22 protein-coding genes and 1 pseudogene are annotated in these 26,008 nt (G+C 69.9%); 7 read left to right on the forward strand and 16 right to left on the reverse strand.

The window, feature by feature from the left end; all coding sequences use genetic code 11:
* Positions 1-3: 3 nt before the first annotated feature.
* The 3 genes from ACWFR4_RS32075 to ACWFR4_RS32085 all read right to left on the reverse strand — a co-directional run bounded on the left by ACWFR4_RS32075 (position 4) and on the right by ACWFR4_RS32085 (position 4,709).
* Positions 4-2,304 carry a molybdopterin oxidoreductase family protein gene (locus tag ACWFR4_RS32075; RefSeq protein WP_453655652.1) on the reverse strand — a complete coding sequence of 767 codons (2,301 nt, stop codon included), beginning with the start codon at positions 2,302-2,304 and terminating at the stop codon, positions 4-6.
* A complete protein-coding gene (locus ACWFR4_RS32080) occupies positions 2,301-3,419 on the reverse strand; it encodes an MFS transporter (protein WP_453655653.1) in 1,119 nt (372 codons plus the stop codon). Before ACWFR4_RS32080 ends, ACWFR4_RS32075 begins: the two co-directional genes overlap by 4 nt.
* Before the next feature lie 81 nt (positions 3,420-3,500).
* Positions 3,501-4,709 carry a nitrate/nitrite transporter gene (locus ACWFR4_RS32085; protein ID WP_453655654.1) on the reverse strand — a complete coding sequence of 403 codons (1,209 nt, stop codon included), beginning with the start codon at positions 4,707-4,709 and terminating at the stop codon, positions 3,501-3,503.
* 119 nt (positions 4,710-4,828) lie between these two features.
* Here ACWFR4_RS32085 and ACWFR4_RS32090 point away from each other — a divergent pair, with 119 nt between their 5' ends.
* Together ACWFR4_RS32090 and ACWFR4_RS32095 are read left to right on the forward strand one after the other, a co-directional pair.
* The gene (locus ACWFR4_RS32090; protein WP_453655655.1) at positions 4,829-5,050 is read left to right on the forward strand and encodes a helix-turn-helix domain-containing protein; all 222 of its coding nucleotides are present in this window, start codon (positions 4,829-4,831) and stop codon (positions 5,048-5,050) included.
* Positions 5,047-5,760 (forward strand): Clp protease N-terminal domain-containing protein, encoded by a 714-nt coding sequence (locus ACWFR4_RS32095; protein ID WP_453655656.1) that lies wholly within the window; start codon positions 5,047-5,049, stop codon positions 5,758-5,760. The genes ACWFR4_RS32090 and ACWFR4_RS32095 overlap by 4 nt, the downstream gene beginning before the upstream one ends.
* Positions 5,761-5,783: 23 nt before the next feature.
* Here the strand turns inward: ACWFR4_RS32095 and ACWFR4_RS32100 are convergent, their stop codons facing one another.
* Both ACWFR4_RS32100 and ACWFR4_RS32105 read right to left on the reverse strand, forming a co-directional pair.
* On the reverse strand, positions 5,784-5,957 hold the full coding sequence (locus ACWFR4_RS32100) for a hypothetical protein (RefSeq protein WP_453655657.1): 174 nt from the start codon (positions 5,955-5,957) through the stop codon (positions 5,784-5,786).
* Positions 5,958-5,998: 41 nt separating this feature from the next.
* Positions 5,999-7,453: a ferredoxin reductase family protein gene (locus tag ACWFR4_RS32105; protein WP_453655658.1), complete on the reverse strand. Its 1,455-nt coding sequence runs from the start codon at positions 7,451-7,453 to the stop codon at positions 5,999-6,001.
* Between the two features lie 494 nt (positions 7,454-7,947).
* Between ACWFR4_RS32105 and ACWFR4_RS32110 the strand changes: the two genes are divergently transcribed.
* Positions 7,948-9,390: an NAD-binding protein gene (locus ACWFR4_RS32110; protein ID WP_453655659.1), complete on the forward strand. Its 1,443-nt coding sequence runs from the start codon at positions 7,948-7,950 to the stop codon at positions 9,388-9,390.
* A 138-nt stretch (positions 9,391-9,528) separates the two neighbouring features.
* Here ACWFR4_RS32110 and ACWFR4_RS32115 read toward each other — a convergent pair whose 3' ends face one another.
* The gene (locus ACWFR4_RS32115) at positions 9,529-10,056 is read right to left on the reverse strand and encodes a hypothetical protein (RefSeq protein ID WP_453466197.1); all 528 of its coding nucleotides are present in this window, start codon (positions 10,054-10,056) and stop codon (positions 9,529-9,531) included.
* 182 nt (positions 10,057-10,238) lie between these two features.
* Positions 10,239-10,361 (reverse strand): hypothetical protein, encoded by a 123-nt coding sequence (locus ACWFR4_RS32120; protein ID WP_453466199.1) that lies wholly within the window; start codon positions 10,359-10,361, stop codon positions 10,239-10,241.
* 549 nt (positions 10,362-10,910) lie between these two features.
* Between ACWFR4_RS32120 and helR the strand changes: the two genes are divergently transcribed.
* The 4 genes and pseudogenes from helR to ACWFR4_RS32140 all read left to right on the forward strand — a co-directional run bounded on the left by helR (position 10,911) and on the right by ACWFR4_RS32140 (position 16,765).
* Positions 10,911-13,094, forward strand: a complete 2,184-nt coding sequence (gene helR / locus ACWFR4_RS32125) for an RNA polymerase recycling motor ATPase HelR (RefSeq protein ID WP_453655740.1) — start codon at positions 10,911-10,913, stop codon at positions 13,092-13,094.
* A gap of 218 nt (positions 13,095-13,312) precedes the next feature.
* Positions 13,313-13,495: pseudogene (locus ACWFR4_RS32130) on the forward strand (aldo/keto reductase); the annotation flags it as partial.
* Positions 13,496-13,532: 37 nt separating this feature from the next.
* A complete protein-coding gene (locus tag ACWFR4_RS32135; RefSeq protein ID WP_453655660.1) occupies positions 13,533-14,132 on the forward strand; it encodes a GNAT family N-acetyltransferase in 600 nt (199 codons plus the stop codon).
* Positions 14,133-14,464: 332 nt separating this feature from the next.
* Positions 14,465-16,765 (forward strand): MMPL family transporter, encoded by a 2,301-nt coding sequence (locus tag ACWFR4_RS32140; RefSeq protein ID WP_453655661.1) that lies wholly within the window; start codon positions 14,465-14,467, stop codon positions 16,763-16,765.
* An 88-nt stretch (positions 16,766-16,853) separates the two neighbouring features.
* Here ACWFR4_RS32140 and ACWFR4_RS32145 read toward each other — a convergent pair whose 3' ends face one another.
* The 9 genes from ACWFR4_RS32145 to ACWFR4_RS32185 all read right to left on the reverse strand — a co-directional run bounded on the left by ACWFR4_RS32145 (position 16,854) and on the right by ACWFR4_RS32185 (position 25,873).
* Positions 16,854-17,645 (reverse strand): inositol monophosphatase family protein, encoded by a 792-nt coding sequence (locus ACWFR4_RS32145; RefSeq protein ID WP_453655662.1) that lies wholly within the window; start codon positions 17,643-17,645, stop codon positions 16,854-16,856.
* A gap of 89 nt (positions 17,646-17,734) precedes the next feature.
* On the reverse strand, positions 17,735-19,108 hold the full coding sequence (locus ACWFR4_RS32150) for an NtaA/DmoA family FMN-dependent monooxygenase (RefSeq protein WP_453655663.1): 1,374 nt from the start codon (positions 19,106-19,108) through the stop codon (positions 17,735-17,737).
* A 21-nt stretch (positions 19,109-19,129) separates the two neighbouring features.
* Positions 19,130-20,362: an LLM class flavin-dependent oxidoreductase gene (locus tag ACWFR4_RS32155; RefSeq protein ID WP_453655664.1), complete on the reverse strand. Its 1,233-nt coding sequence runs from the start codon at positions 20,360-20,362 to the stop codon at positions 19,130-19,132.
* Positions 20,363-20,436: 74 nt separating this feature from the next.
* Positions 20,437-20,553, reverse strand: coding sequence for a putative leader peptide (locus tag ACWFR4_RS32160; RefSeq protein ID WP_323136385.1), 117 nt, complete (start codon positions 20,551-20,553; stop codon positions 20,437-20,439).
* 143 nt (positions 20,554-20,696) lie between these two features.
* On the reverse strand, positions 20,697-20,921 hold the full coding sequence (locus ACWFR4_RS32165; RefSeq protein WP_100594425.1) for a hypothetical protein: 225 nt from the start codon (positions 20,919-20,921) through the stop codon (positions 20,697-20,699).
* 136 nt (positions 20,922-21,057) lie between these two features.
* Positions 21,058-21,630, reverse strand: coding sequence for a cysteine hydrolase family protein (locus ACWFR4_RS32170; RefSeq protein ID WP_453655665.1), 573 nt, complete (start codon positions 21,628-21,630; stop codon positions 21,058-21,060).
* 92 nt (positions 21,631-21,722) lie between these two features.
* Positions 21,723-22,844 (reverse strand): C45 family autoproteolytic acyltransferase/hydolase, encoded by a 1,122-nt coding sequence (locus ACWFR4_RS32175; RefSeq protein WP_453655666.1) that lies wholly within the window; start codon positions 22,842-22,844, stop codon positions 21,723-21,725.
* 64 nt (positions 22,845-22,908) lie between these two features.
* Positions 22,909-24,354 carry a purine-cytosine permease family protein gene (locus ACWFR4_RS32180; protein ID WP_453655667.1) on the reverse strand — a complete coding sequence of 482 codons (1,446 nt, stop codon included), beginning with the start codon at positions 24,352-24,354 and terminating at the stop codon, positions 22,909-22,911.
* A 373-nt stretch (positions 24,355-24,727) separates the two neighbouring features.
* The gene (locus ACWFR4_RS32185; protein WP_453655668.1) at positions 24,728-25,873 is read right to left on the reverse strand and encodes an agmatine deiminase family protein; all 1,146 of its coding nucleotides are present in this window, start codon (positions 25,871-25,873) and stop codon (positions 24,728-24,730) included.
* Positions 25,874-26,008 lie beyond the last annotated feature (135 nt).

Below are 26,008 nucleotides of genomic sequence, written 5' to 3' on the forward strand. Positions count from 1 at the left end.
ACCTCAGCCTCTCTCGGCGGTGCCACGGCCCTGCGGGGCCGTGGGCGGCAGGGGGTCGGTGCGGGACACCTGGGCTTCCGGGTACGCGGCCTGGCCCGGCGCGGTCGGGGGCGCAGGCACCTCGTCGATCTGTTCGGCGGCCTCGATGCGGCAGGCGCAGACCTTGTACTCGGGGATCTTGGAACGGGGGTCGAGGGCGTCGATGGTGAGCGCGTTGGCGGCGGTGGGGTACGGCCAGTGGTAGGGAACGAAGACGGTGTCGGGGCGGATCGCCTCGGTGACCAGGGCGGGGAAGACCTCACTGCCCCGGCGCGTCACGACGCGTACCGGTTCACCGTTCTTGAAGCCGTGCGAGGGGTGTACTTCCGCCCATGGGCGCGGGGTCTGTTCGACGAGGCCGGCGAGCCGGCGCGTCTGGTTGCCGGACAGGAAGTGGGCGACGGTGCGGCCGGTGGTGAGCGACATGGGGTGGTCGTCGTCGTACGGGTCCATCGGCGGGTGCCACTCCACGGCCTGGAGGTGGATCTTGCCGTCGGGGTGGTACGACTTGCCGTCCTCGAAGAGGCGGGGGGTGCCGGGGTGGTCGGTGGAGGGGCACGGCCAGGCGATGCCGCCGGTCTCCTCGAGGCGGTCGTAGGTGATTCCGTAGTAGTCGATGACCGTACCGGCCGAGGCGATGCGCAGTTCCTCGAAGACCTCGCGGGAGCCGGGATAGTCGAACTTGTCGCCCACGCCCAGGCGTTGGGCGAGCTGGCACATCACCCAGGTGTCGGTGCGTACGCCCTCCGGCGGTTCCTGGGCCTTGTTGTGCTTGACGACCCGGGCCTCGGCGTTGGCCATCACGCCTTCGTCCTCGGCCCAGGTGGTGACGGGGAAGACGACGTGGGCGTTGTCCGCCGTCTCGGAGAGGAAGAAGTCGAACTGGGCGTGGAATTCGAGGGTGTCGTAACCGTCCTTGACCGTCTTGTAGTTGGGCAGGGAGACGAACGGGTTGTTGCAGATGCCGATCAGGCCGCGGATCTCCTGGCGCTGCATCTGCCAGACCATTTCCATCATCGATGTGCCGGCGGCGGGGAGTTCGGACTCCTCGATGCCCCAGATCTCGCAGATCTGCCGTCGGTGGTCGGGGTTCAGGATGGAGCGCCCGCCGGGCAGCAGGTCGGCCTTCTGGCCGTGTTCGCGGCCGCCCTGGCCGTTGCCCTGGCCGGTGATGGTGCCGTAGCCGGCGCCGGGCTTGCCGATGTTGCCGGTGGCCACGCAGAGGTTGATGACGGTGAGGCAGTTCTCGACGCCCTGCGAGTGGTGCTCGATGCCCCGGGCGTGCCAGGCCATGGCGTTGTTGGCGCCCGCGAAGGCCCTGGCGACCTGGACGACCTGGGCGGCGGGGATCCCGCAGATCTCGGCGGCCCGTTCCGGGGTGTACGTCGCGACGGTGGCCTTGACCTCGTCCCAGCCGGTGGTGTGGGCGGCCACGTACTCCTCGTCGACGAGGTTCTCGCGGATGACGACGTTCAGTACGGCGTTGAAGAATACGGAGTCGGTGCCCGGCTTGAGGGCGACGTGGATGTCGGCCGTGCGGGCGATGGACGTCTCGCGAGGGTCGATGACGATGAGGAGGGCGCCCCGGTCGCGGGCGCCCCACACGTACTGGGTCATCACCGGGAAGCACTCCCCCACGTTCGACCCGGCGATGAGCAGGCAGTCGGAGTGGAGGATGTCGGAGAAGGGGTTGCCGGCCCGGTCGATGCCGAAGGACAGCTTGTTGGCGCCGGCGGCGGAGACCATGCAGAGGCGGCCGTTGTAGTCGACGTGCTTCGTCTTGAGGGCGACGCGCCCGAACTTGCCGACCAGGTATGTCTTCTCGGAGAACAGGCTCGCCCCGCCGAGCAGCCCGAACGCGTCGTTGCCGTGGGCGGACTGGATGCGGCGGATCTCGGAAACGGTGAAGTCGAGGGCCTCCTCCCAGCTCGCCTCGCGGAAGGGTTCGTCGCGGGAGCGGCGCATGAGGGGGGTGGTCAGCCGGTCCGGGTGGTTGATCTGCTGGTAGGCGTTGATGCCCTTGGGGCAGAGCCGCATCCGGTTGATGTCGTGGTTGCGGGGCTCGACGCCGAACACCTTGCCGGCCTTGTCGACGCGTAGATACATCCCGCACTGCACACCGCAGAAGCAGCAGTGTGTGGGGACGAGGGTCTCGCCGGCCTGGTCGGCGTGCCACTGGTCGGCCGGAATGCCGCCCGCGTCACGGAAGTTGCGGGTGCCCGGCGGTGCGATGGAGGGGTCAAGCGGGATGTACTGCTTCGTCACTTGAAGCCCTTCTTCACGTCGCTGAGGTATGCGGTGCCGCGCAGCACCCGCTTACAGCGCGGGCAGTACTCGGTCCAGGTGTCGAAGTCGAGCTTGAGGTCGCGCATGGTGCCCTGGAGGTTCTCGACGTACGGGGCGGTGTCGATAGGCGTTCCGCAGCGCTTGCAGTGGAAGATCTGGTCGTCCTGGCGGGCCGTGTACTTGAACAGCTGCATGCCGACGGCGGCCGGCCGCTGCACGATGTGGAAGAACTTCCCGAACGGGATGTAGATGAGGGTGAAGACCACCGACACCATGTGCAGGATTGCCAGGAACTCGTAGCCGCCGCCGTGCAGGAAGATCGACGAGAAGGTGAGGAGCAGGCCCGTCACCGAGATGACGATCAGGGCGATCAGCGGGACCAGGTCGTAGGCGAATCGCTGGCCGGTCATGGCGCCGCGGTCCTTCATGCGCCGCCACAGGAAGTACGAGGCGCCGGGGATCACCAGGACGGCGGCGATGTCCAGGCCGTGGAACATCAGCCAGCCGAGGATGTTCAGCGAGTCGAAGCCGATGACCTTGATGCCCCAGATCCGCATCGCGTAGCCGGGGCCCGCGCCGGAAGGGGAGGTGAACGTGAACCACCCCCAGGTCAGCGGGAAGGTGATCAGGGCGGCCAGGATGCAGCCCCAGAAGATCAGCTGGTGGGCGGCCCAGCGGGCGTGCGAGCGGGCGCCGAGAAACTTCTGGAAGCCGAGGTAGGTGGCGATCATCCCCGGCAGTGCGGTGGGCGCCTTGCGGAAGTTGTCGGCCGAGAACAGGCTGCGCCAGCCCTGCTTGAACAGACGGCGCGCGCCCGGGGCGGAGATCCACATGGTGTAGCGGTAGGCGACACCGAAGGCCAGGAACACGGTCGCGACGGCGTACGGCAATAGCGCCGAGTCGAAGTCCTCGAGCATCCGGCTGCCGAACACGATGGCCAGGATCAGCAGTACGGACACGATGGTGCCGGCGAGCGTGGCCCGCCCTGCGACGGAACGCGGTCCGCGCCCGCCGGCCACGCCGGTGGGCGGTGGCGCGTCCAGGGCGGGGGCCGCGTTCGAGGCGGCGGCGGGGGGTGCGGGTGGCTCAGTCACCCGGCCCACGATAGGGAGTTTTATACGCGTTTTGCCCGTTATGGGAGGCGCACGAGTGACGTGTCGGTGGGTCGCGTGCCCCTACGGCCGTTCCACCCCGATGTTGCGCATGCGGCCGTACGCGTAGACGCAGCCGGCGAGAGCGAGGTCGGACAGCAGCATGAAGCCGATGGAGTACGAGTTCTCGGCGCTGTAGACAGCGCCCATGACCAGCGGTGGCACGAAGCCGCCGAGGCCACCCATCGCGCCGACGATGCCGGTGACGGAGCCGACCTGCGGTTGCGGAGTGACCTGGGAGACGAGCGCGAACACGCTGCCGCTGGCCGTACCGAGCCCGGCGGCCATCACCAGGAAGCAGATCGTGCCCACGGGGTTCAGCTTCGGGTCGAAGGCCTGGACGATCGCGAAGAGCGCGACGACGGCGAGGGCGCAGGCGGTGACGGTGGCCGGGTGGATACGGTCGGACAGCCAGCCGCCGATCGGCCGGAAGATGACAGTGACCAGGGCGAACCCGGCCGCCTTGGTGCCCGCGTCGGTGGGGTCGAGCTCGTACCAGGTCTTCAGATACGTGGGCAGGTAGACGCCGAACGCGACGATGCCGCCGAAGCCGATCGCGTAGAGGAACGACAGCTCCCACGTCACCCTCAGACGTCCCGCCTGCCCGAGCCTCGCGGCGAGCGAGCTGGTGGGGACCGGCCGGTCGGGTCGGTCGGTGATGAGGAACAGAGCGAGCAGCGCGAACGCGGCCAGCGCGACGGCCACGACGAGGAACGGCAGGTTCTCACCGTGCTTGGAGATGCGCGGCGTGAAGTAGCCGGACAGGGCCACACCGCCCATACCCATGCCGAAGATACCGAGCGCGACCCCCCGGTGGGCGGGCGGGAACCACGAGTTCACGAGCGGGATGCCGATGGCGAACGTGGTGCCGCCGATACCGAGCAGGAAACCGACACCGAGCATCGCGACGAAGGAGTCCCTGGCGGGGATGATCAGAAGCACCGGGATGATCGTCAGGGCGGCGACCAGCGGGAACATCAGCTTGGCGCCGTAGCGGTCGGTCAGCGCGCCGACCGGTACGCGACCGAGGGAGCCCACGATGACGGGCACCGCGACGAGGAGCGACTGGCTGAACGAACTCAGGTCCAGACGCTCCTTGAAGTCGCTGCCGAGCGGCGCGATGAGGGCCCAGGCCCAAAAGGTGAGAGTGAAGCCAACGGTGGCCACGGCCAGGTTGCGGTAGGCCGCGGCAGGCGGCCGGGTGGTCGTCTGCTCCGGTGCTAGGTGTTCCACATGCCGATGCTAGGAAGGCCTGGGCGTCCCGGCCTGATCTGGTGCTCCGATCGATGCGCACGCCAGGCTCGCGTCAGCATATGTTGACACCGGTCGAGCGTCAGCATATGCTGACGGCCATGGAGAGCGCACTCGAAATCGCCGAGGGCGCCGCCAGCAGCGACCCGGACACCGGGCTCCGCGCGGTGGCCGCCCTACGAGAACTCACCGAACGACTGGAGATCCTCCAGGTGGAGAACGCCCGCAAGCTGGGATGGTCCTGGCAGGACATCGCGGAGCGGCTCGGCGTCACCAAACAGACCGTGCACCGCAAGTACGGCCGCCTGATGGGGAGTCGATGATGTTCGAACGCTTCAGCCCGGACGCCCGCACCGTGGTGGTCCACACCCAGGAACACGCCCGCCGGCTCGGCCACAGCTACATCGGCCCGGAGCATCTCCTGCTCGCCCTCGTCTCCATGGACCAGCCCGCGAGCGCCGTACTGCGTGAGCACGGCGTCACGCCGGAGGGCGTGGAGGGGGAGATCGTGCGTCTGGCCGGACTCGGGGCCGGATCCCGCCTGTTCGGCACACTCAACCGGGATGCGCTGGCCTCCGTGGGGATCGACATCGACGCCGTACGCGCCAAGATCGAGGAGTCCTTCGGACCGGAAGCCTTCGCGCGCGCCGACAGCACGGTCCACAGCGGGCGCCGCCCTTCGAGGCGCGGACCGCGTCGCGCAGTGCCCACAGCCCTCGCCCGCCGCTGGCGCCGGCGGCGCGCCGCCCGACGCCCCGTCCTCACGGCGGCCGCCGCCCCCACTGGCCTGTACCAAGCCGCCGGCGCTCGCCCCGGCGGGCACATCCGGTTCTCTCCTCGCGCCAAGGAGAGCCTTGCGAACACCGTCCGCGAGGCACAGGCCCGGCACGACAGTTGCATCGGCGTCGAGCACCTCGGCCTCAGCCTCGTCGCCATGACCAGCGGCCTCGTTCCTTCGGTGCTGTCGGCGCTCGGCGCCTCGGCCCCCGCGTTGCGTACCGCGATCACCGACCGGTACCGGCGGGCGAGCTGATCCCCTTCCCCCCGGCCAAGGGGCTACGGCGCCGTCGCCGTGGTCCGGTCGGGGGCGGGCGGGGAGGCCGGGTCGACGGTGAGGGCGAGGAACGTCGCGACGAGCGCGCTGGCCCCCGCGAGGCCCGCCGCAAGACGCCGGCGGGCCGTGAGGGTGGGGAGGGGCGTGGGGCCTGCGGGCTTGCGGTGGCGTCCCATGGCGGGTCTCTCCGTTTCGGTCCGGGCCGGGCCGGGCCGGGTCAGAACGTGAAGCACTCTGCGTGGATGTGGTCCTCGGGCACCCCGGCCCGTACCAGCGCCGTCGTGGCCGCGGCTGTCATGCCGGGCGGCCCGCACACGTACACGTCGTGCTCCGCGAGTTCGGGTACGAGATTGCGCAGGGCCTGCGGTGCGAGCGGGTCGAACGAGGCGTCCGACGAGCCGAGCAGATAGTGCAGGGCCGCCTTCCTGCTGCGGGCGATGGCCTCCAACTCCCCACTCAGGACAAGCTGTTCGACCGTGCTCGCGCGGTAGAGGAGAGTGAGGTCGCCCGGCACTCCCGGCAGCGTCTCGAACAGGGCCCGCAGGGGTGTGATGCCGACGCCGCCCGCGAGGAGCAGCACCTTGCTGCGGGTGCGGCGGTGTGCGGTGAGCGCGCCGAAGGGACCGGTGGCCAGGACGCGCGTACCCGGCGCGATCCTGCGGACGCGGCGCGTGTGCCGGCCGAGCGCCTTGACGGTGATACGCAGTTCGTCGCCGCGCACCGGCGCCGAGAGGGAGAACGGGAGCGACGTGTGCCAGAGCCCGCCCCTGAGGAATCGCCAGCGGAAGAACTGGCCGGGCTCGGCACGCAGTCCGTCGAGCCCGATGCCCTGCATGACGACGGAGAAGACACCGGGCCCTTCGCCGTGGACGGCGACCACGCGCAGGCTGTGCCGTAGCGCCTGGTGGATGGGCACAACCAGCCGGTACCAGACGAGCAGTACGGCGACGGTCGCGTGCAGGAGGGCCCACAGCCACCGCGTGACGAAGTCGCTTGCCACGTCCGGGCCCGCGAGTTGATGCACGAAGCCCAGTGCGGCGCCCAGGTAGGTGAGCAGATGCAGTGTCCGCCACGTCTCGTGGGTGACGCGGCGGCGCACCGCACGAGCGCTGCTCACGCCGACGGCGACGAGCAGGCCCGTACCGGCGGACGCGGCCGCGATGGCCGGGTAGCCGAGGAGGTCCACGACGGTGGAGACGAGGTCCGTGCCGGTGTGGGTGGCGTATCCGCAGACCGCGAGGACCAGATGGGCCGCGCACAGCTCCAGGACGTGGCGGCCCCCGGTGGCGTGACGTCGGGCGAGGCGGTCCGCGCCGACTCCGTGCTCGACCGCGGGGATGCGCGCCATGAGGAAGAGCATGACGAGGATGCCGTAGCCGGCGAGCAGTCCGGTGAGGTGTGCGCCGGTCGCGAAGAGCACGTCGAGGCGCGCCGACGGTTCGGCCTGCGCGGCCCAGAGGGCGCTGACGCCGATGCCGCCCGTGACGATGCCGGCGCGCAGCGCGCGGGGCAAGATGCGAAGGGGCGCGGCGGGGCGGCCGATGCGGGGCCGGCGGGTGGGCCGCGGGGGTATGGGCGGGAGTTCCGCGCCTGGGCCCTCGACGTGGCGCAGGTACGCGTTCAGTGCGGGGTGCCTGGAGAGTTCGGATGCGCGGGCGGCCTCGGTCGTCACGCAGCCACAGTAGGGGTGGGGAGGGGAGAAAAGAGCCAGGTCAGAGCCCCCGCGCTGATCCTTAAGGCGGGCTTGAGGATCGCCTCACGAGTGGTTAAGCCAGGCCGCCCCCAACCGGGACGGAGGGCGGCCGCACGACCGCGCCGGAAACGCTGCTCCACGTTGCCGGCTTCTTCGCCAGGAGGTCACCGTCCGGGACAACAGTGACTCCCGTATCGCACAAAGGACTTCGACTTCTTGTACACAATGTCGGACAGGCCGGGGAACCGACGCCCCTGTGGAGCGGGATACGAACCACTGGCCCCCTGGTACAAAGAACAGGTCTTCGGCTCCTCCCGACCGTGCCTCACTCATCGGACACGGCTCACGAGACAGATGTGCCGGCCAGACCGGCCCGCGCCGAAGCCCCCGCACCGAGCCTCGACCAGGCATGCCGGGCGCACTGATCAACAGGCGGCTCAGAGCAGCCCCACCCGTGCAGAAAGGCCGACGGTTTGAACCCGCAGACATTTCAGGACGAGGCACCTCCCCACATACCCGCGCCGGGTCAGCGCATCGTGATCATCGAGGACGACGAGGCGCTGGGGCGCTCCGCCGCCGCCCACATCGGCCGCTGGTACGGCACAGTGCACCGCCTGCCGCGGCCCGACGACGACACGCTGCGCGAGCACCTCGAGCAGTCCGTCGACGCCGTCGCCGTCGTTTCCCGTGATGACATCGTCGCCCTGCGCTATGCCTTGCTGGCCGAACATCTCAAGCCGGGCATCCGGTTGGTCGTGACCCTCTTCGACCGCACGGTCGCCGACGAGGTCTCCCGTACGGTCCCCAACTGCACCGTCCTGAGCATGACCGATGCCATCGTGCCGAGCCTCCTGGCGGAGTGCCTCGCTCCGAGCTACGCCATGCTCCGGCCCGACGGCGGAGGCGTCATCGCGGTCCGGCGGGAGGACGGGACCACTTCCGTCGAGCACCTGCACGGACGTGCTCTCGCGGCCCACGCACCCGTTCACCCCCGGGCGTCCTTCCGTGCGTGGCTGCGCTCCCTCGGGACCTCGGCCAAGGCGCTCATCGCGAGTCTGGCCGCTCTGTCGGTGGCCTTCTCGGTGGACATCGCGCTCGGCGTCCTCGTCCTGCACGAGCACTGGACCGACTCCGTGTGGAACGCCGCCCGCGCCCTCACCACGATCGGCTCCTCGCCGGCGGCCGAGCACGGGCCCGGCTGGTACAAGGTCCTGTCCGCCGTCTCCATGCTCGCCGTCCTGGTGCTGGCGGCCATCTTCACCGCGAGCGTCGTCGACCGGTTCACCGGGCACCGCATGACGAGCATCCTGGGCGCCCGCTCCATACCGCGCACCGGCCACGTCATCGTCGTCGGTCTCGGGCAGGTTGGCCTGCGGCTGTCCGCGCGGCTGAAGGACCTCGGCATCAAGGTCGTCGCCGTGGAACGCAACCCCCAGGCGGCGTGCCTCCCCCTGGCCCGCTCCCTGAACATCCCCGTCGTCCTCGGCCGGGGCGGTGACCGCTTCCTGCTCGAACGCCTCTCCGTCCTGCGGGCCCGCGGTCTTGCCGCGGTCGGCTCGGACAGTCTGGCGAACATGGCTGTCGCGGTCGCGGCCCGGGCCGTCGCCCCCGACCAGCGGATCATCCTGCGCGCCGGAAGCGACGAGGTCACGACGGACTCGCAGTCCCTGTTCCGGATCGGCGCGGTCTGCGACTTCCCGCGCATCGTCGGCGCGTTCGTCGCCGCGTCGGTACTGGGCGCCGAACCGTCCAGCGTCTTCGTCGCAGAGGACCGCACCTGCGCCCTGTTCCCGGACGGCCAGGTGGTCGACCTCGCCACGTGGGACACACGCCCCACCGATCCCCGGCAGGGCGCGGACGGGAGCGAGGCCGACCGCACTGCGTCGGACGTCGAGGCATCAGCGGCCACGAACTGAGGGGGCCTCCATCGGCCACACTCTGAACTCGAGGACCTGGAGTTCAGAGTGTGAGCACGGCGTTGACGGGTCCTCAGGCGCGCGGCGGACGCCGCCACAGCACGTCTTGTCGTAAAGAACGTTGATGCTCCGCAGCTCTCATTGCCCGCCGAGCCGGACCGCAACAATCACGTACAGGCTCGCGGACGTCGTCAGAAGCAGAAAGGCGAGAACCGTGTGGACGACGAGCCCTCGTCGCGGGGCAAGGCCGAGGTATGCCCGAGCCGCTCGGCTCACCCGGGGGCGGGGCACTCCTCGCGCAGCGTTCGCGTCGGCCTTCTCGATCGCTCGGCGCAGCTTCCCGCGGGATCTCTTCGTCGTGATGCCCAGGCGCACACCATGGGCGTCGCACACCACCAGGGTGCGGTGCGGGCCGCCGTACGAAAAGGTCGTGAGCAGGCGAACGGTGGCGATCCCGTTCAGGTCGAGGGAGCGTTCGCCGGTCAGGGTGCGCGCGGTCAGGTGGGACGACGAGTGCCGGAACGGGGCTCGTTCCTCGCACAGTTCGGTGAGGAGGACGGGGCCGATGATCCCGCACAGCAGGGCGAGCACGATCGGTGTGCCTTCGGGGACTGCCCCGGTACGGGCGAGTCCGTAGCCGGCGAGGGGCAGCAGAAGGACAGCCACCGCCAGTCCCGTTCCCACGCGCGCACGCGCCACGCTGCGGGTTGTGCTTGCTTCCACTGACTCCCCCGTCTCTGCCGAAGGGCAACAGCATGCCTTCACGGTGAGTCCTGCCGCACTGCCTGTGTCCGGCAATCTTCGGCGCGGGAACCGTCGGCGGCAGGGGCCGTACGTGAACCTGGCACCTACGCCTGATCGTCCATCAGGTCGAAGTCGTTCCACGCCTGCTGGACCTGCCCGGAGGCGCGACCCGTTTCGGTGTCGGTGAGTTCGCCGATGATCGCCTGGGTGGCGGCGACCACGCCCATCGAGGGAGACAGTGCCCCCGACTCCCTCGATGGGCGTGACGATCACATGGTCGGCGTCCTCGGCCCGGAGGTTCTCCGCCGTCCATCTCCGTCCTGACGAAGCCTCGGGAACATCTGCGCCACGTCATCAAGGCGGGCACGCCCATGTGACGTACGCGCACACCCGCAGCAAGCTTCGACCGATGCCGCGGGAGCGTTGCTTGGCGCGTCTCCACCGCTTGAAGGAGTGCTCGTCCGTGGAGAGCGAGAAAGGCCCGTAGAGAACAAGAAAGGCAAGGAGGTCTTCCCACTCCTTGCCACTCTTAACTTATAGCGCACTGGGGGGCTTGCGGCAAGGCCCCCACCATCCCGCACAATCGCTGACCGAGGCCCGAATCTGCGGAAATGGGAGATCAACGAAGTGCATGTGTTGTTGTCGGTTGATGGGTCGTGCGGTGGCGTCGAGCCGGTGGTGAGACTCGCGTCGCCGGTGTGGACGCCCGGTGCCGAGGTGCGCGTGTGCGCACCGTCGGACTTCGCAGGCGTGACCTCGGATCGGAGCTGATGACATTGACCTCCACGACCACCAGTGCATTCGAACTCCCCGAGCGTCTCTCCTCCAAGGCTGACGCGACCCTGATCGCCGGCGACGAGGCGCACTTCGCGGCCATCGCGAGCAGCCTCGACCAGACGATCACCGAACTCTCCGACCGTCTCGACGCCCTGCGCAGGGCCCCCGGCGGCATCGGCCGCGAGGCGATGGACCGGGACTCGGAGATCCACCGGCTGACCGGCCGCCTGCGCGCCCTGCGCCGCTTCGGCCTGGATCTGTGCCTGGGCCGTGTCGTCGGCACGGACGACGCCGAGCCCCTGTACATCGGCCGGCTCGGCCTCACCGACAGCGAGGGGCGCCGGCTGCTTGTCGACTGGCGCTCCCCCGCCGCCGGGCCGTTCTTCGGGGCGACCCACGCCAACCCGATGGGCCTGGCGAGCCGCCGCCGGTACCGCTGGACCGGCGGCCGGATCAGCGACTACTGGGACGAGGTGTTCACCGCCGACGGCCTGGAGCAACGCGCCGCGCTCGACGACCAGTCCGCGTTCATCGCCAGCCTGGGCAGCAACCGGTCGGCCCGTATGCGCGACGTCCTCGGCACCATCCAGGCCGACCAGGACGCCATCATCCGCGCCGGTTCGCGCGGCGCCCTCGTCGTCGACGGCGGCCCCGGCACTGGCAAGACCGTCGTCGCCCTGCACCGCTCCGCGTACCTCCTCTACTCCGACCCGCGCCTCAGCCACCGCCGGGGCGGTGTGCTGTTCGTCGGTCCGCACCGGCCCTACCTGGACTACGTGGCCGATGTCCTGCCCAGCCTCGGAGAGGACGGCGTACAGACCTGCATCCTGCAGGACCTCGTCACCGAGGGCGCCGCGGCGACCGTGGAGACCGACCCGCTCGTGGCCCGTCTGAAGTCGTCCGCGGACATGGTGCGAGCGATCGAGAAGGCCGTCAGGTTCTACGAGGAGCCGCCGGCCAAGGGCATGACCGCCACGACGGCCTGGTCCGACATCTGGGTGAGCGCCGATGACTGGGCCGAGGCCTTCAAGGCGCCGGGGCCGGGCGCTCCGCACAACGAGGCGCGCGAGCAGGTCTGGGAGGAACTGGCCTCGATCCTCATGGACAAGCAGGGCATGGACGAGGACGAGTACGGCGTCTCGCCCGAGTTGTTCCTGCGGTCGCTGCGGCAGGACCGGGATCTGGTCGCGGCCCTCAACAGCGCGTGGCCGCTGCTCGAGGCCGCCGACCTGGTCTCCGACCTGTGGACGGTCCCCGCCTACCTGCGCATGTGTGCCCCCTGGCTCGACCGCGACGACGTGGCGAAGTTGCAGCGCAAGGATGCCCCCCAGGCCTGGACGGTGTCCGATCTGCCGCTCCTGGACGCGGCTCGCCAGCGGCTCGGTGACCCGGAGGCTGCGCGGTGCAAGCGACAGCACGACGCCGCGGTCGCCGCCGAGCGCGAGCGCATGGCCCTCGTCATCGACGACATCATCTCGGCGGCCGACTTCAACTCGGCCGGCGACGACAGCGAGGGCGCGGTGCGGATGCTGCGCGGGAAGGACCTCCAGGACAGCCTGATCGACGAGAGCGCACTGCCCACTGCCGCCCCGGACCGGCTCGCGGGACCGTTCGCGCACATCGTCGTGGACGAGGCGCAGGAACTGACCGACGCGGAGTGGCAGATGCTGCTCCTTCGCTGTCCGTCCCGGAGCTTCACCATCGTCGGTGATCGCGCCCAGGCGAGGCACGGGTTCACGGAGTCGTGGGAGGAACGCCTGGAGCGGGCCGGGCTCGACCGGATCAAGCCGGCGTCTCTGAGCATCAACTACCGCACTCCGGAAGAGGTCATGACGGAAGCCGAGCCCGTCATCCGGGCCGAGCTCCCCGACGCCAACGTGCCGACGTCCATCCGCAGCAGCGGCATCCCTGTCGTCCACGGACCGGTTGCGGACCTGGACTCGATCCTCGACACGTGGCTCGCCGCACACGACGACGGGATCGCCTGCGTCATCGGCGACCCCGCGTTCCGGGCGACGTCACGCGTCCGGTGCCTGACCCCGGAGCTGTCGAAGGGCCTCGAGTTCGACCTGGTCGTCCTCGTCGACCCGGAGGAGTTCGGCGACGGTATCGAGGGGGCGGTCGACCGCTATGTGGCGATGACCCGGGCGACGCAGCAGCTCGTCATTCTGACGAGTTCCTGAGCTGGGAGTGGCCGGTGTGATCTCCGGCGAAGGGCGCGTGCCCGAGCCTGCCGCGTACGTGGCGGGCTCGGGCACGCCGTCGTACCGGTCGGCGTGCCTCAGGTGCGGTCGGCGACGAGGTGGACCGGCTCCTCCTGGCCCGCCAGGGCGCGCGGCATCGGCAGTCCGCCGTCGGACTGCAGAGTCATCAGGTGCGCGGCGACGGCCGCCCGGCCTACGAGGAGACTGTAGGCCGTGCGATCAAGGCCGGCGGCATCCCGCGCGGGGACCTGTTCGTCACCACCAAGCTGTGGATCTCCAGCGCCGGCGAGGAGAACGCCAGGCGCGCCTTCCACACCTCGCTGCGAAAGCTGGGCCTCGACCACGTCGACCTGTACCTGATCCCCCAGCCCTGCGGCGACGGGAGGAAACTCTCCGCCTCGGCAGCACAATGCCTCAGTGCTCACACTCACCGACATCGCCGGGGACCCACTGGTCCTGACCAGCCGCCTGCGCCTGCGCGACGGTTCGAAGGCCGTACTGCGCCCTCTCGTCCACGCCGACGCGGAGAGCCTGGCCGGCTTCCTCGAGGGGCTCTCGCCGGAGTCGAGACGGCTGAGCACCTTCGACGGTTACGACCTCGCGGCGGCCCGGGAGCTGTGTGACGCGATCGCGCGCTTCGACAAATTGCGGCTGGTGCTGGAGGGCGAGTCCTCGCCACGCATCGTCGGGCTGTTCGAGCTCAGCCTCGCGCTCACCGCCGGCGACATCGCGCGCTACCGGGCCGCCGGGATCCACCTCTCCGAGCAGACCGACTGCCGCTTCGGCCCCACGCTGGCCGACGACTACCAGGGCAGTGGGGTGGGCTCGCTCGTCCTGCCGCTCGTCATGGAGGCCGTACGACGGCTCGGCAGGACGCGGGTCATCCTCTGGGGCGGCGTCCTCGCCGACAATGCACGGGCGCTGCGCTTCTACGAGAGGAACGGGTTCCAGCTCGTTGGTCCCTTCACCGGGCCGGACGGCACACCGTCGCTGGACATGATCCTTCCACTCGCCTAATCCTGGCGCCACAGCCCGCCTGACCTGCGCAGACACTGAGGTCGTTCACGGGCCCGGCGCCGGATGCGGACTCGTCCTCAGGTCCCTGCCTCCACCCCCCTCCTGCACCCATCGCTCTACAAAAGGGGTCCGCCGGTCATACCGGGGGATGACCGGCGGCCACGTCCGACTACCGCAGGCGTGGGCCGGAGTCCGTCCCGGAGTCTGACATCCGGGCTCCGGAATGCGGCGACGATAGAGGGAGAAATCCTGCTGACTTCCCTGACGTGCCACGGGCACCGCCGGGCGGTCGCGCCTGCCTCCGCCTCCACCCGACGGGAGTCTCTTTCGCCGTGGCTACCTTCCTTTACAAACTAGGGCGCCTCTCCTTCACGCGGCGCCGCTATGTGGCACTGCTGTGGGTGCTGCTCCTGGGCGGCATCGGATACGCGTCCTCGGCCGCGCCCGCGCCGCCCGCCGACTCGTTCTCCATGCCGGGCACGGACTCCCAGAAGGCCTTCGACCTGCTCGACGAGCGCTTCCCCGCCGCCAGCGCGGAGGGCGCGACGGCCCGCGTCGTCATCCGCGCGCCGGAGGGCGAGAAGATAACCGACCCCGCCGCGAAGGCGGAAGTCAACCAGCTCGTCGCAGCGCTCGGCAAGGGTGCGCAGGTCGCGGGCGTGGCCGACCCGTACAAGGCGAACGCCGTCAGCAAGGACGGCACCACCGCGTACGCGTCCGTCACCTACAAGGTGATCTCGACGGAGCTCACGGACAAGACGCGTGACGCGCTGACGGACGCCACCGACGAGACCCGCGCCGAGGGCTTCACGGTCGAGACGGGCGGTGACGCCGTCCAGGCCGAGCAGGAGATGGGCGGCTCCGCCGAACTCATCGGCATCGCCGTCTCCGCGGTCGTCCTCGTCATCACCTTCGGCTCGCTGATCGCCGCCGGACTTCCGCTGCTGACCGCCATCATCGGCGTCGGCATCGGTGTCTCAGGCATCGCCGCCCTGGGCAGCGTCCTCAACCTCTCTGGCACGACCTCGACGCTGGCCATGATGATCGGGCTCGCGGTCGGAATCGACTACGCCCTCTTCATCGTCTCCCGCTACCGCGCCGAGATCGCCGAGGGCCGAGAACCGGAGGAAGCGGCGGGCCGGGCCACCGGAACCGCGGGCTCCGCCGTGGTCTTCGCCGGACTGACCGTGATCGTGGCTCTCGCGGGTCTGTCGGTCGTCAACATCCCCATGCTCACCAAGATGGGCCTCGCGGCCGCGGCCACCGTGGCCATCGCCGTACTCATCGCGCTCACCATGATCCCCGCGCTGCTCGGCTTCGCGGGCAAGCGCGCCCTGCGCCGCAAGGACCGCAAGAACCTCACGAGCCGCACGGACAGCAAGGACAGGGGCCTCACGAAGCCGGGCGCCACGCACAGCGCCACGGTCGCCCAGAACACCAAGCCCAACCTCGGCACCCGATGGGCGCGCCTCGTGCTGCGCCGCCCCGTCACCGTGCTGCTGATCGGTGTACTCGGCCTGGGCGCCGTCGCCATCCCGGCGACGAGCCTGGAACTCGGGCTTCCCGACGAGGGGACGTCGGCGCCGGACACCACGCAGCGCAAGGCGTACGACCTGCTGTCCGAGTCGTTCGGGGCGGGCTTCAACGGCCCGCTGATGGTCACCGTCGACACGGGCGGAACGAAGGGCGCCGCTGCCGCCGCCAAGACGGTGGGCACGTCCCTCGCCAAGGTCGACGGCGTCGCGGCTGTCACGCCCGCCTCGGTGAACCCGGCCGGTGACACGGCGATCATCACCGTCGTCCCGACCACAGGCCCGAGCGACCACAAGACCGAGGAACTCGTCAAGACGATCCGCTCGAAGGCGAGCGGCCTGGAGGCGGACACCAAGTCCGATGTCCTGGTCACCGGGCAGACGGCGATGACCATCGACTTCTCGCAGACCCTCGACGACGCCCTCCTGCCCTACCTGGGTCTCGTCGTCGGGCTCGCCTTCCTGCTGCTGATGCTGGTGTTCCGCTCGGTTCTCGTCCCGCTGAAGGCGGCCCTGGGCTTCCTGTTGTCGGTCGCCGCGGCACTCGGCGCCGTCGTCGCCGTGTTCCAGTGGGGCTGGCTCGCGGACATCGTCGGCGTCGACCAGCCGGGCCCCATCATGTCGATGATGCCGATCTTCATGATCGGCGTGGTGTTCGGCCTGGCGATGGACTACGAGGTGTTCCTCGTGACCCGGATGCGTGAGGCGTACGTCCATGGGGCCCGCCCAGCCGAGGCGGTCGTCACCGGCTTCAAGCACGGCGGACGGGTCGTCGGCGCGGCCGCGGTGATCATGATCAGTGTCTTCTCCGGCTTCATCATGGAGAACGACGACATGATCAAGATGATGGGCTTCGGGCTCGCCATCGCGGTGTTCTTCGACGCCTTCGTCGTCCGCATGGCCATCGTCCCGGCGGTCCTCGCCCTGCTCGGCAAGTCGGCCTGGTGGCTGCCGCGTTGGCTCGACAAGCTCCTGCCCAACATGGACGTCGAGGGCGAGAAACTGCGCAAGACGCTCACGCCGTCGTCGTCACCGGCAGCCGAGGGCGAGGACAGGGACAACGACGAGGAGGAGCGGGAACTGGAGCCCGCACGCGGCTGATCCCACGCGGTCCGGCCCCGTCCGGGGCCCCTCCCCGCCACAAGCCCGCCGCCCCGTTGATCACGGTCACCGGGGCGGCGGGCTTGTCTCAGCTGCGGATCATCGACATCAACTGCCCATGGGTCTCGGCATCGGCGGCCACCACAAGTCCCCGCCCCCCAGCCCCGGTCGGGACGCCGTCGATCCCGGTGACGACGCAGCCGGCGGCCCGGCACAGTGCGATGCCGGCGGCGAAGTGCACACTCCCGATGAGGTCGGCGCCGTCGGTGACGTACGCGGCGCGCTTGCCGGCCGCGACCCAGGCCAGCGCCAACGTCGTCGACACGACCCGCGGCCGGAACCGCTCGACGAACGCGGAGTGGGCGAGCAGGTCAACAGCCCGGAAGCCGGGCCGGTTGATGAACGGCGGGTCCAGGTTGACGTCCACGAGCGAGGTGGCGGATGTCGGGGCCAGCGGCTCGTCCACCCCGTCGCGCCGCACCCACGCGCTCGTCCCGTCCGTGAAGAACACCTCGCCGCTGAACGGGTCGGCCACCGCCGCCGCCCCGTCGCGCAGCGCCACGTTGACGGCAACGAGCATGCTGCCGACGGCGTAGTTCAGAGTGCCGCACAACGGGTCCACCAGCCATTGGCGCGCGGCATCGGCCGTGCCCTGCTGCCCGCCTTCCTCACCGACCACCGCGTCGTCGGGGCGGGCGGCGCGGATGACGTCGACAATGGCCTTCTCGGCCTCCACGTCGGCGGCGGTGGCAAAGTCCCCCGCGCCCTTGTCGATACGGGTGAGGCGTCGCCCGTACAGGCTGCGCACCACGTCGGCACCGGCACTCGCCGCGGCTATCGCGACCGCGGAATCGTCAGAACTCGCAGATGAGTTGATCACGCGGTGCAGAGTATCGGGCGGCGCCGGAGACGGCGGCGGCAAGCCCACCACCGGCTCCGGCACCTGCGCGTCGCGTGGTGGACGGGTCGTTACGACGCCACTCGCCCGGCCCCGGCTTCCACAGCGCTCGGCTCCTTCAGGCCCAGGTGGTCGCGCAGGGTGCTGCCCTCGTACTCCGTGCGGAACACCCCGCGCTCCTGGAGCAACGGGACGACCGTGTCGGCGAAGACGTCGAGGCCGCCGGGGGTGATGTGCGGGACGAGGATGAAGCCGTCGGCCGCGTCCGCCTGGACGAAGTCGTCGATGGTCTCGGCCACCGTGGCCGGGGAGCCGACGAAGGACTGGCGGTTGCCGGTCTCGATGACGAGATCGCGGATCGACCACTTGTTGGCGGCCGCGCGCTCCCGCCACTCACGGGCCGTGGCCAGCGGGTCGCGGTACATGCGGACCTGGGCGCGGCCGCGTGCGATGGTGTGCTCGCCGAGGTCGGGGTCGATGTCGGGGAGCGGGCCGTCCGGGTCGTAGCCGGACAGGTCACGGTTCCAGACGAACTCCAGGTGCTTGATCGCGGTGGCACCGCTGACCTGCTGGCGGCGTACCTCGCGGGCCAGTTCCGCCGCCTCGGCGTCGCTCTCGCCGAGTACGAACGTCGCGGCGGGCAGGATCAGGAGCTGGTCGTGCGTACGGCCGTGGCGGGCCAGTCTGTCCTTGACGTCCGTGTAGAACGCCTGCCCTTCCTTCAGGGTGCTGTACCGGCTGAAGATCGCGTCGGCGCTCGAAGCGGCGAACTCGCGCCCTTCGTCGGAGTCACCGGCCTGGAAGATCACCGGGCGGCCCTGCGGGCTGCGGGGGACGTTGAACTGCCCTCTGATGTCGAAGTGCTGTCCCTGGTGGACGAAGGCTCCGGCCTGGGCGTCGCGCAGGAAGGTGCCGCTCGCCCGGTCGGCGACGATCTCGTCCCCGTGCCAGGAGTCGAACAGCTCGCTCGCGGTGGTCAGGAACTCCTTGGCGCGCGAGTACCGCTCGTCCTGCGGCAGGAACCCGCCGCGCCGGAAGTTCTCGCCGGTGAACGCGTCCCAGGAGGTGACGACGTTCCACGCGGCACGCCCGTCCGAGAGGTGGTCGAGGCTGGCGAACTGGCGGGCGACCTCGTAGGGCTCGTTGAAGGTGGAGTTGATGGTGCCGGTCAGCCCGAGGCGCTCGGTGACCGCGGCGAGCGCGGTGAGGATCGTGAACGTGTCGGGCCGTCCCACGACGTCCAAGTCGTAGATCTCACCGCCCTGTTCGCGCAGGCGCAGACCCTCGGCCAGGAACAGGAAGTCGAACTTGGCCCGCTCGGCGGTCTGCGCGAAGTGCGCGAAGGAACTGAACTCGACGTGGCTGCCGGCCTTCGGGTCGCTCCATACGGTGGTGTTGTTGACGCCCGGGAAGTGGGCCGCGAGGTGGATCTGCTTGCGAGGCATGGTGTCGGTGGTCCCTCCGGCTCAGACGGTGGCGGTGGCGGCGTAGCGGTTGGCGGGGCGCGTGAGCCCGAGGAGTCCGCGCAGGGTGTCTGCCTCGTACGCGCTCCGGAACGCTCCGCGCCGCTGCAGCTCGGGGACGAGTCCCTGGGTGATCGCGGGCAGATCGTGGCCGACGACTCCGGGACGCAGCCGGAATCCGGTGAGGCCAGCCTGCTGCAACTCCTGGAGCAGGTCGGCCAGTTGAGCGGGGGTACCCGTGAAGATCCGGGCCTCACTGGTGTACGTGTAGCCCGCCAGGCCGTCGAGCCGTTCGCGCCGTGCCGCCGCCGCGGCCGGGTCGTCGTCCAGGAAGACCACCAGGTCACCGAAGACGTGGACGGACTCGTCCGCCCGTCCGACCGCGGCCTGTGCCGTACGGATCTCGTCGACGACGGCACGCGCCTGGTCCGCGTCGTGCGGGGTCACGAATCCGATGTCGGTGGAACGCGCGACGAGCTGGAACGGCACGCTCTGGTGGGCCAGGGCGCTGACCACCGGCTGCCCCTGGGGCGGCCTGGGGGTGATCGAGGGACCCTTGACACTGAACTGCCTGCCCTCGAAGTCGATGTAGTGCAGCTTGTCACGGTCGATGAAGCGGCCGGTGGCCACGTCCCTGATCTCCGCGTCGTCCTCCCAGCTGTCCCACAGGCGCCGCACCACTTCGATGTGGTCGGCGGCCTCGTCGAAGAGGTCGCCCGTCAGCTCCTTCACCTCCGGGCTGTCCAGGTCCTCGATGCGGAGGGCGGGGAACGTACGGCGTCCGAAGTGCGCGGCCTCGTTGCGGCGGGCCGAGACCTGTACGCGCAGTCCCGCGCGCCCGGAGCTCACATAGTCGAGCGTGGCGATCGCCTTGGATATGTGGAACGGCTCCGTGTGTGTAGCCACCACGGTCGGCACGAGACCTATGTGCCGGGTCAGCGGGGCGACGCGGGCGGCGATGAGGACGGCGTCGAGGCGCCCGCGGACCTGGTCGGTGCGGGCGTCGGGCTCCGTGAAGTGCGAGGACTGGGGCCCCAGTCCGTCCTCGATGGTCACGAAGTCGAGCAGCCCGCGCTCGGCCTCCTGGACGAGGTCGGCCCAGTAGCGGGCGGTGAACAGCTCCCGGGGCCGGGACACCTGCTCACGCCAGGCAGCCGGGTGCCAGCCGGCGCCGTCGAGGGCAACGGCGAGGTGCAGCACGGGGGTTGAAGAGGGCAGCAAAGAAGACGAGGACACGAAAGGGTGCCTTCCTGATCGACCGTACGAGATGAGCGACCCTCAGGCGGAGGGTGCGACGGCGAAGAATCCGATCAGGAACAACAGAGCGCGCCGGCGACGCGCTGGAGGTCGATATGGGCGCGGGTGTACAGGTGCACCGGGCGGTACGGGGCGAGGACCAGGGCGCACAGTCGGGACACCTGGGTCATGACCGCCCTCCCCTCATCGCCAGTACACACTGCATTGTCAGCAAGAACGGTCCGCCCCCGCCGTCTGTTCCCGCTTCCAGCCTGAATCTCGCACGGAACCCATCGTGTTGGTACCGGGGAGGGCTACGACTCCCCGAGCCGGGTCAGTCCTCGGCGCGATGAAGCCGGATCTCACGGTTCACGAAGAGGTGCACGTATCCGCACTTCCAGCAGATCAGGCCCGTCGCCGTCTCGTCCGCCCACGCCAGCTTCATGAACTCCATGCCGGTGCTGTTGAGCTTGATGCCCCGCTCACGGAAGAGTTCGCTGCGGCAGACCTGGCAGGTGATCCACATCTCTCCCAGCGAGGCGCGTACCGGCTTGGCCATGTTCGTACTCCCCCGAGTCCGTCCGCCCACCCCGAACGAGGCAGCATGATCACCCTACCGCCCGGTAGTGCCCGACACCCCCGACAGGGTCAATCTGTCCGACTGCGGGATTCCGTCAGTGAGTTGACATGCGACATCAGGTGCGCTGCGCCAGGGAACCGACCCAGTCCTCGACGGTGACGACTTCCGCCCACTGCGGGAACAGCTTCTCGATGAGGGGCCGGTGCACCTCTGGGTCGAGGTCGAGGCAGGCGTCCGACAGGACGGTGAGGCCGAAGTCCAGGTCATTGGCCTGGCACAGGGTGTGCAGCACCACGCCGCTGGTCGCGATGCCCGCCAGGACAAGGCTGTTGATGTCGCGCGCCCTGAGCACCAAGTCGAGGTCGCTGCCCGAGAACGCGCTCGCCCGCCTCTTGGCGACTACGACGTCGCCCGGCCGGGGCGCCACGTCGTCGTGGATCTCGGTGCCGGGAGCCCCCTCGGTGAACAGGCCCGCCCGCAGAACGGTGGCGAGCGTCCTGTTGCGCGGGCTGACTTCGGGCTGACCCGGCCGGAGCCGCATGACCACGTAGATCACGGGGACACCCGCCGCGCGGGCGCCCGCGATCGCCCCTTGCAGGCGGGCCGGATAACCGGATCCGTCGTCGGCGATGCGGACGACGTCCCGCTGGACGTCCATCACGAGCAGAGCGCTGTTCGCCTTCACCATGCTTGCCGGTCCCTTCCCTCACAGAGGCCATCGAGCGGGGTCTCCATGCAATCAGAAGAGCGCGAGAAGCAGGGTCCAGTGCGATGAAGAGTTCACCGCGTACCGGATCCGGTGTCCGAGCCACGCTGTGCCGCCAGGTGGCGCCAGGGCCGTGAACCGGCGTCTGCCGGTGTGCCGTCCAGGATGCGGGCCGTGCTCGTGGCCGGCTCGAGGATGACCGTGGCCAGGCTCGCCCACCGCTGCCCCTCGGGAAGGTTCATGTCGGGCAGGCAGGTGAGCGCCGCCTCGCCCTCACCCGATACGAGGAGACCGACCAGGTCGTCGGGCGACTGCGGCAGAGCGGTGGGCGTCAGGCGCTTGCGGATCAGGTCGTAGCGCTCGCCGGAATCGGGCTGGTAGAGCCACGTCTTCTCCCCGGCCGCAAGGGCCGGTGTGAGGAAGTGGTTGGTGCGCACGAGCGTGCCCCGGTCGGATTCCACCGCGAACACACCCTCGGGACTCAGATCGAGGAGTACGGCCTCAGAGGTGTCGAAGAGGGCGAACGATCCCGACGAGGCGATCGCAGCGCCGCGCACGATCTCCACGGCTTCCGCCACGCTCCCCGCTTCCTGCAGGACGACGGCGGCCAGGACGTGCATGGGGACGCCGCCGATGCCGTCCCGGCGGTGGCCGAGGATGTTGAAGTGCAGTGCGAGGCCTGCGCTGTTGATGCCGATCTTGCCGAGGATGCCGTGCTCGGTGAGGCCGACCACGTCGTGGGTGCCGCCGCGGGATTCCAGGGTGTGCCAGTAGGGGTTCAGCTCGACATGCCAGTCCCAGGTCTGGATTCCGAAGGTGTCGACGGTGCAGGCTTCGCCACCCGTGCGGCGGACGATCGTCGAGCATTCGCCGGGAGGGACGGTGGCGCTTCGGGCGAGTATCTCGGTGCGTGCGTTGAGCGCCGCGATGCGCCAGACGTCGACTCCGGCGCCGTGCGCGATGCCCTCGATCTCCGCCCGCGCACGAGGGCGGAACGCGTCGATGGTGTCGAGAGCACGCTCGGCGTCGTCGCGGACCTGCTGCGAGCCGATGCCACCGAGACGGAAAAGGCGGTCGTACCCGGCGATCCCTCCGGGAAGGGTGTCGCACAGTCGCTCACCGCGGGCGGCTCCGCGCGCGAACGGGTCGGACGACGCGACCTGGACGTGGAGGCGTTCGGCGGGACGGGCGATCATGACTGCGTTCTCCTCGGAGGGTGTGGGGATGTCGGGACGTGGGGACGCAACTGCCGCGCGTCGGTCACGCGCCCGCTTCACGGGTCACCGCGCGGCGCCGGGTGCGCCCCAACGCCCCGTACACGACGGCGGAGACCACGAGTCCCGCGACGAGGGACAGGTTCGCGCCGCCGAGCAACGACGAGACGGGGCCGGTCCAGAAGCTCGTACTCACGCTCAGGACTCCGGCGAGAGCACCGGCGAGGAAACCCGCCACTCCCGCCCGGTGCACGCCCGCGTCGTACCAGAACGGGCTGCCGCGCCGCTCGTCGAGGAGCTGCGGGCCGTCGTAACGGTTGCGGCAGATCCAGATGTCGGCGACATACACGCCGACGGCGGGTCCAGTGACCACGACCACGAGTTCGAGCATGGTGTTCACGCTGGTCAGGAAGTCGAAGACGAGGAGGGCGTACAGCGTCATCGCCGTGGCCAGGATGCCGATGATCAGCACGGCTCGGATCCGGCCGAGACGCACGCCGATGGACTGGAGGGTGAGACCCGCGCTGTACGCGGTCAGGCCGTTGTTGGCGACCGTGTTGAGGACGACCGCGATGACGAACACCGGGATGAACCAGCTCGGGAGGATCCCCTCGAGCGCCGCCTCCGGGTCGCTCATGTCGAGCGTGGTCGCGGCCAGGGCACCGACGCCGGTGAAGACCACGCTCGGCAGGAAGGCCCCGAGCGCCGTCCACCCCGCCACCGCCATCGGCTTGCTGTCGCGCGGCAGATATCGTGCCAGGTCAGGGCTGTTGCTGTACGAGAGCGGGGTGGACGCGATGATCGCGAAGCCGCCGACGAGCGTCACCCAGAGCTGGGCGCCGTGCAGTGACTCGGCGGGCCGGTAGGACCAGTCGGTGTGCCCCAGTACGTAGCCGCTCACGACGACGAACACGACGGTGAGGGCGACGCTCAGCACGGAGTACAGCCGCACGATCGTGGCGTGGCCGTAGACGCTGACCACGAGGGTGGCCGCGGCGATGCCGCAGATGATGACGCCGTCGAGCACGGGGCTGTCGGGAGCGCCGAGCCGCCGGGCGAGCCCGAACGCGGCGACCGAGGCTGCGGACCAGTTCAGCGCCAGATAGGCGGCGGAGATCAGCCAGCCCGTGAGCGCGATGACGGCCTTGTTCCCGAGGACTCCGTACATGGCACGGGAGACGACCGAGCCCGTCGTGCCCGCGGCCGGCCCGCTGACGGCCAGGACTCCGGTGAGCGCCCACAGCAGGTTGCCGGCGACGATCACCGCCAGCGCCTGTCCGAGGGTGAGGCCCATCAGGACCAGCGCCGCACCCACGACGAGGCTCAGGTAGCTCACGTTGGGCGCCGCCCACACCGCGAACAGCTCCCGGGGTCGGCCGTGCCGCTCCTCCTCCGGGATGTAGTCGATCCCGTGCGCTTCCAGCTGTCCGGCCTGTTCCACGGTCGTAGCCGCGTCACTGCCGACGGTGGCTGTCAGGTCCCTGGTCGCCATCGCGTCCTCCCTTTGAGCGTCACGGCATGACCGATCGGCTCTATTGGCCGCATGCCCAATAGGGGAGATCTAATAGCGGAGGGTTGCTGGACGTCAAGGGGTCACCGGAAATGCGTTCGCGGTACAACGGCAGCCGCATCGTCGTTACGCCATGTTCAGGAGGCGGCCGCACCCCGACGGGCACCTCGGCCCTGACGCCCGCCAGGACGACGGTCACCTCACGGACCGCGACGACGGAGGCGCCCGCGAGAGCTGCCGGAGCGGCCCGACCTGCCCGAGCCACCGGAGCCACCAGGCAGGAATCGAGCCGCCGTCTGCCGCTCGGCGTGCGACAGCTCGTCCCTGACCTGGCGGCCCCGTGCGTGGGGTGGGGTTACGCGGCCGGCTTCCCCGGCTGGTCGTGGGTCGAGCAGTGGATTCCGCCGCCGCCACCCGCGATCGTGTCGATCTTCACGGGCACGATGTCGCGCGTCGGGAAATGGTCCTGGAGGATCCCCTTCGCGCGGTCGTCGGCCCGGGTGTCACCGAAGCGCGGCATGAACACCGCGCCATTGGCGACGTAGAAGTTCGCGTACGTCGACACGAAGTCGTCGCCGGTGCCGGTGATCCTGTCGAGGTCCGGCTGGGGCAGGTCGATGACTTCCAGGCGCTTGCCGCGGGCGTCCGTGGCTTTCTTGAGGACCGACCTGGCCTGGTCCGCCGAGCGCGACCAGACATCCGGCGGGCTGCCGGGGAACGCCTGGTCCACGAGAACGACCCCCGGCGCGGTGAACCTGACGAGGCTGTCGACATGCGCGTCGGTGATGTCCTGGCCGCGCACTCCGGCCAGCCAGAGCACCTTCTCGACGCCCAGAGTGCTCTTGAGCTCGGCCTCGATCCGGTCACGGCTCTTTCCGGGATTGCGGTTCTTGTTGACCACCGAGCTCTCGGTCACGAGCAGGGTGCCCTCGCCGTCGGTCTCGAAGGAGCCGCCCTCGGCGACGAGCGGGGCCTTCGAGCGGGCGATGTCGTACTTCGCCAGCAGGAGCCGGCCGACCTGCGCGTCGTTGCGGTGCTCCTGCTTGTCGCCCCAGCCGTTGAAGTTGAAGTCGACACCCAGCAGACGGCCGTCGGGCTCCTCGACGAACACCGGGACGATGTCGCGCGCCCACAGGTCGTCCACCTCGAGGGGGATGACCTCGACCTGGGAACCGCAGGCCCGCTGGGCGGCGTCGACCTGTTCCGGCCGCGCCATGAGTACCACCGCCTCGTACTCCGCCACGGCCCGCGCCACGCGAGCGATGTCCGCGCGCACGGCGGGCAGATCCTCGAACCACACCGATTCCAGTGCGGGCCAGGACATGAACGTGCGGGTGTGGCTGTCCCACTCCGCTCCGAACCTGCGGCCCGACGGCCTCGCACCACTCCCGGAGGACGAGGACGGGGAGGAGGCCAGTTCGTCGCCGGGACCGCAGGCCGCGGCTCCGAGGGCGAGCGCGCCCAGGCCGGCGAAGGAACGCAGCGCGCTGCGACGGGACATGGGGGGATGGGGCACTGAGAACTCCGGAATTCAGCTGACGGGCCACTTCAGGATTACTGGATCCTGAATCATGGAGCCCTGGGGACAGAAAATATCCGACGCCGGTTGCCTTTTCGGCTGCCTGGGCGTGTTTTC

Source organism: Streptomyces sp. NPDC055140 (assembly GCF_053607285.1).